The following is a 6,000-nucleotide window of genomic DNA, read 5'->3' on the forward strand; positions in this document are numbered from 1 at the left end:
TACGAATAGTAGACTGAGCGAGTCTGACACCGTATCCGATTTATATAGGATTGACTATAGCAAAGGATGCTTATGGCCACTTACATTGACCGACCACTGAAGCGCTGTTCTTTAACAGCGTGGGGTCAGATAGTGTTGTTATTAAGCCTCTTTTTTACTTTGCCGGCTTATGCTGCTGCTGAAACTGAAGGTAATACCTCCGATAGTATAATAGCAGATACCGCAAAGGCGTTAGGGTTACCGGAGACGGTATTAACTCCTAGTACAGAAGCCGCTATAGACGATAGCGCGAAGGCAACAATTGATAATTCAGTTGCGCCTAGCGCCTCCGTTACTGAGCCTGTCAAACCGCCACCGGTTATCATTGGCGAAAGTACCAATAATGCTCAGATTGAAACGACCCCCACCCCGCAAAAAGACAACGAGATTGGTCAACGTATCAGTGGTATTTTTTCTGAGATAGAAGGTCTGCAAGCGGTCAATATCGACGTCACCCAAGGTGTTGTCACCTTAACAGGGGAGACGCCAAACGAGAAAAAAGCGCAGCAAGCGATCAATCTCACCAACCGCTTAACAGATGTGGTCACTGTAGAAGATAAGATTAATCGCACTTTAGACGTACAAGACAACGTCACAACAGTATATCAAGGATTAAAAGCCCAGTTCAGAACCTTCATTAAAGCCTTGCCGTTACTAGGCGTTGGTATTGTAATATTTGGTTTGGTGGCATGGCTTGGCAGTTGGTTATCGCATCGACAAAAGATGTGGCAACGCCTAACACCCAATCCATTCGTCGCTGAGCTATTATCACAAACCATTAAAGTTGTTTTTATTATTGTCGGTTTGATATTAGCATTGAGTTTGGTAGGGGCGGAGACTATTTTAGGAACGCTACTTGGCGGGGCAGGTGTTATCGGCATTGCGGTAGGTTTTGCGGTAAAAGACAGTATTGAGAACTATATTGCCTCCTTACTGCTTAGTATTCGTCAGCCATTTCGGGCGCGTGACCAAATTGTCATCAACGATAAAGAAGGTATCGTGGTACGTCTGACCTCACGAGCAACCATTTTAATGACGCTGGACGGTAATCAGCTGCGCATTCCTAACGCTGAAGTATTTAAAGCCACCATTCTGAATTATACCAAAAACCCCGAACGGCGCTTTACCTTTGAGCTTGGCGTTGATGCCAATGACGATCCGTTAGCGGCTATCAAAGTGGGACTGGATGCGCTACATAGCTTAGCGTTTGTGTTAGATGAGCCAAAAGCGATTGCGGTCATCGCCAATGTTGGTGACTCTAACATTATTCTTGAGTTTCAAGTATGGGTTAACCAAACAGAGACTGACTTTTTTAAAGCGCGTAGTATTGCCATTCGAGAGACCAAACATGCCTTAGAAAACGAAGGCTTTAGTTTACCTGAACCTATCTACCGCTTACGCTTTAATCATAAAGTTGAAAAGGCACTTGAGCACATTCAAAATACAAGTGACAGTAAAAAATCTGGCTCAGAGATGACGGTTACGCCGACCACACCTGAGCAAGTAGACGATACTATTATCGATGAAAGCACTGTGGATGACAAAGATAAAAAACAAGCCAAAGCCCGTGCTAAGCAAATCCTACAAAGCCCTAACGCCAATGAAGTGCTTGATGCACGCCCTGACGAAAAACTGATGGAAAAAGTCGAACAAGAAATTGCTGATAATACAGGTGAGACAGATCTATTGAATAGTAATAGCCCGCAAGAATAAGAATGACTGATAAATATTAAAAATGGGCATAAAAAATGCAGTAAAACGTATATGTAAATAATTATCCAAATATACGAGACATTTTATGCAAATGAAACATCTGATTATATTCGCGCTGGTCGGCATGGTGGCACTACTTGGCTTTAACCTCATTAATGGCAATCAACGTGAGAAAAATAGAGAAGTAATCGTGAGCAATGCGACGTCTGAGCAGTCTCCTAGCAAGGCTATAACTGAGACGGACAAGGTAGCAAATAGCTCGACCGATATCGCCAGCCAACCTCTTGGCAAACAGCCCAAAGCCATCCTTGATAGCGCAACGACTCAAATAGAGCAAGCACAACAAGCGGATCAACAACGCTTAGACCAGATGGGCAGTGCAGAGTAGCTTTAAAAACCAGCTGTCATAAAAATTAAGCATAAAAAAGGCTAACGATAACGTTAGCCTTTTTTATTATTTGACGTTGTTGTTAAACCTAGCTTTTCTTACTAGCGCCTTTACTGCGGCTAGCTGTTTTTTTAGCGGGGCTTTTCTTATCAGTGTCTTTTTTATCGGTGCTTTTCTTAGAGGAACCTTTTTTGGTTTGATTCATTTCGCTAGATTGCAGCTTAGCTTTTAAATCAAAGTCAATTTGTAATAGGTCCATGTTCACGCCAGCCACTTTTACTTTGACTGAGTCGCCAAGTCCGAATAACGTGCCTTTGTCTTTACCGATCAGCTGCTGTTGCTGCTCATCATAGACAAAGAAGTCATCACCAACATTGGAGATATGCACCAAACCATCAATGTAAAGGTCAGTCAGCGTAACAAACAAACCGAAGCTAGTCACTGTAGTCACCACGCCTTCGAACTCTTCGCCGACATGATCTTTCATATAATGACATTTGAGCCAAGATTCTACATAGCGTGAGGCCTTTTCTGCGCGGCGCTCTGTATCAGACGTTTGCGTACCAGCACCTTCAAGAGAGAAGTCCATCACTGGCTGCTTACTATTAGTTACTTGCGCTTTGATCGCACGATGCAACATTAAGTCAGGATAACGACGGATCGGCGAGGTAAAGTGGCTATATTCGTCATAAGCCAAACCAAAGTGACCGATATTGTCAGGCGAATAGTTCGCTTGCATCATTGAACGCAGCAGCATGCTATGAATACTAATCGCATCTGGTCGGTCTTTGGTCGCTTCGATAATACGCTGATAATCGGCTTGGGTTGGGCCTTCTTCTGGGAAGCTTAGACCGAAGTTTTTTGCATATTCATGGATACGCATCGACTTTTCGCCATCAGGCTTATCGTGGTTACGATACAAGACTGGCAGCTCATTTTTTAGCGCAAAGTTTGCGGCACACGTATTGGCGAGCAGCATACACTCTTCAATAAGTTTTTGAGCATCGCCACGAGTACGCGGTAAGATGGCTTCAATACCACCTTTTTCGTTAAACTTAATATAAGTCTCAACAGTCTCAAATTCCATTGCATGGCGTTCTTCACGCTTTTTGAGCAGTAGCTCATACAATTGGCTTAAGGTATCAACAGATTTTTTGACCGCTTTATTACCCGTTAACGACTTAGGTACATTGTCGTCTTTTGGGTTATCAAAATAAGCATTTACTTGGTTATAAGTCAGACGCGCTTGTGAATGCATCACACCTGGATAAAACTCATAACTGGTAATTTTGCCAGCACGAGATATTTTAATATCGGCAACCATACAAAGGCGATCACGCTCAGGATTCAATGAACAAAGACCGTTAGACAATACTTCTGGTAGCATTGGAATCACACGGTGGGGGAAATAGACTGATGTACCGCGCTCATAAGCGTCTTGATCAAGTGGCGAGTTTGGCGTGACATAATAACTCACATCAGCAATCGCAACTAATACACGATAGTTACCACCAGAGCGTTTTTCAGCAAATACAGCGTCATCAAAATCACGTGCATCTTCACCATCAATGGTGATAAGTGCTAGATCACGTAAGTCGGTACGACCTTTTAAGTCTTTGGCAGTAGGCTCTTGATACGCATTGGCTTGCTCTAACGCCGCTTCATTAAATTCTGACGGAATATCATAGTTGAGAAGGGTTGTCTCAATAATCAATTCGCGGTCGTTGTCATCAGACAATACTTCAGTGATTTTGCCAGTGGCAAATTCATGCTGGTTTGGCCAATCAATGATATCAACCTTGACAGGCGCACCTTGTTTGACATTAAGTGCTTGCACATTATCGTCAGTGACGGTAATCGGTTGATGATTGTTTGGGCTACCAAGCTCGACACAATAGCCATCTTCATCACGTGCTAATGTACCAATAAAGTTGTTTTGGCGACGTTCGACGACATCAACGATACGTCCTTCCGTACGACCACGATTGTCTGTGGAAGTACCGACTGCATCTACGGTATCGCCATTAAACACCCAGCGCATTTGCTTTTCATGTAAAAACAAATCTGGCATATCACTTAATAGTACAAAGCCAAAACCTTTTGGGTGGGCAGAAACCGTACCGGTGACGATATCTTGCTGGGTCACGGTGCGATAGCGATAAGGACGACCGTCGCGGTTTACTTGTCCATCACGTGCCATCGCTTTTAGGCGATTTCCTAACGCGTCAAACTGGTCTGGGTCATCAATATTAAAGGCTTTTGCCAATTGTTGATGCGTGACTTCGCCATGTTCAGTAATCGTGCTGAGTATCAGCTCACGACTAGGGATGGGATTGTCATATCTTTTTGCCTCGCTTGAGGCGTTTGGATCATTCCAACTCATAAATTACCGTATCTATTTTTAAAATTATTAATAGTAGCTATCTTAACACGAACGACGTTGTAATATCTTGCGTCAATTGTCTTATGTGTGTCTGGTAGCGAGGAGGAGCGGTCACCTTTGATAAGTAACCGCTGTCGAGATAAATCAAATATCGACATCGACCGTACTTGATTTATTGTTTATCTTTTTAGTGTCTATTTCTTTTGACACTTCAAGCACTGTGGTTTGATTCGATTTATCTAGGTATTTTTGGGCTTTATCAACCTCGGAGGTCAAGGTGTTGACCGTTTGTTTCATGTTTTCTAGGGCTTCAATTTTGTAGTTGCTAATCATATCCATCGTATCATAGACGTTATTGAAGGCATTTTGTAATTTATCAAGCTCAATGCTGCTGCTGGTGGCTTGCTCATGAATCTCGCCCGATTGGCGTTTCAGCATCGCTGAGGTCGATTCAATCAGGCTGCTAGTGGTTTTGTTCAAAGCAGTGATTTGATCAAGTACCAGTTTTTGATTGGTCATGGCTTGAGCTACCACAACGGCGGTACGCAGCGCAGAAACAGTGGTTGTCGTCGCGCGATCCACCCCTTTAATCAGCTCTAGATTATTACGGCGAATGGTATCCAGTGCTAAATAACCTTGGACGTTTACTGCTAATTGGGTCAAAAAGTCAGTATTTTTTTGGCGCACATAAAACAACATCTCTTCTTTAATAATACGCGCTTTTTCAGGGTCAGTCGCTTCAATAGCATAAACCTTTTGTTCTAGCTGCTCGTCGATTTTTTTGCCGACATAAACGTACTGACGAATAGATTGCATCAACTCCCACATATTGACTTTTTCTTGCTCAATCATGGCATTGTCTTTAAGCAGCTCATCTTTACCATTATATAGACTGGTCACAACCGCATTGATATGAGATTGTGCCGACTCGTATTGGCGAAAGTAATCTTGTACTTTATTACCAAAAGGAATGAGGCCGAAGAGCTTACGCGAGCTGGTCAGCTCTTTTTTACTCGGGTCTAAGTCTTCAACGATACCGCGTAGCTCGGTTAAAGACTTGGCGATAGGGGAGTTATCAAACAGGCTGTCATTGAGACTTTTTGCTGGCAAATCTAACATACGGTTAGAGACTTGTGCAGATTCGCGAATCTCTTTGGTACCCAAGTTATGTATAGATTGTACGTTTTGCTGAAATTCAGAACTGTGCACCGAATTATTGATGACGTGATCGACAAAGGCATCAACTTTGGCATCGAGTTCTGGGATTTGACTCTCATCCAGCTTGACCATCTGATCGGCTTCGCTTTTTTGTACTTCTTTTACAGGCTCAGGGGCGGACAAGGTGATGCTTGGCGTAGAACTATTTTCAGGTGGGGTTAACTCTTGCATAAAGTTTCCTATAATATTTAAAAAGGTAATGTGGTTATCACCGACAGGGATAGTCGTGGTATTGATTGTTGTTATGCTCTTAATTGTT

The 6,000-nt window shown here is 43.0% G+C and carries 4 protein-coding genes; 2 read left to right on the forward strand and 2 right to left on the reverse strand.

Annotation, left to right across the window (positions count from 1 at the left end; genetic code table 11):
• Positions 1 to 72 precede the first annotated feature (72 nt).
• Both ACT3TU_RS05700 and ACT3TU_RS05705 read left to right on the forward strand, forming a co-directional pair.
• A complete protein-coding gene (locus tag ACT3TU_RS05700) occupies positions 73 to 1,752 on the forward strand; it encodes a mechanosensitive ion channel family protein (RefSeq protein ID WP_192523958.1) in 1,680 nt (559 codons plus the stop codon).
• Between the two features lie 85 nt (positions 1,753 to 1,837).
• Positions 1,838 to 2,140, forward strand: coding sequence for a hypothetical protein (locus ACT3TU_RS05705; RefSeq protein WP_192523957.1), 303 nt, complete (start codon positions 1,838 to 1,840; stop codon positions 2,138 to 2,140).
• Between the two features lie 88 nt (positions 2,141 to 2,228).
• On the opposite strand, the gene rnr is transcribed toward ACT3TU_RS05705, so the two are convergent.
• Positions 2,229 to 4,523, reverse strand: coding sequence for a ribonuclease R (gene rnr / locus ACT3TU_RS05710; protein ID WP_192523956.1), 2,295 nt, complete (start codon positions 4,521 to 4,523; stop codon positions 2,229 to 2,231).
• A gap of 144 nt (positions 4,524 to 4,667) precedes the next feature.
• On the reverse strand, positions 4,668 to 5,912 hold the full coding sequence (locus ACT3TU_RS05715) for a toxic anion resistance protein (RefSeq protein ID WP_192523955.1): 1,245 nt from the start codon (positions 5,910 to 5,912) through the stop codon (positions 4,668 to 4,670).
• Positions 5,913 to 6,000 lie beyond the last annotated feature (88 nt).

This window comes from Psychrobacter sp. AOP3-A1-26 (genome assembly GCF_052378235.1).
Taxonomy (GTDB): Bacteria; Pseudomonadota; Gammaproteobacteria; order Pseudomonadales; family Moraxellaceae; genus Psychrobacter.

Coding starts and splice junctions, on each gene's coding strand:
- ACT3TU_RS05705 (WP_192523957.1), top strand. CDS start 1,838: ATGCAAATGAAACATCTGATTATATTCGCGCTGGTCGGCATGGTGGCA.
- rnr (WP_192523956.1), bottom strand. CDS start 4,523: ATGAGTTGGAATGATCCAAACGCCTCAAGCGAGGCAAAAAGATATGAC.
- ACT3TU_RS05700 (WP_192523958.1), top strand. CDS start 73: ATGGCCACTTACATTGACCGACCACTGAAGCGCTGTTCTTTAACAGCG.
- ACT3TU_RS05715 (WP_192523955.1), bottom strand. CDS start 5,912: ATGCAAGAGTTAACCCCACCTGAAAATAGTTCTACGCCAAGCATCACC.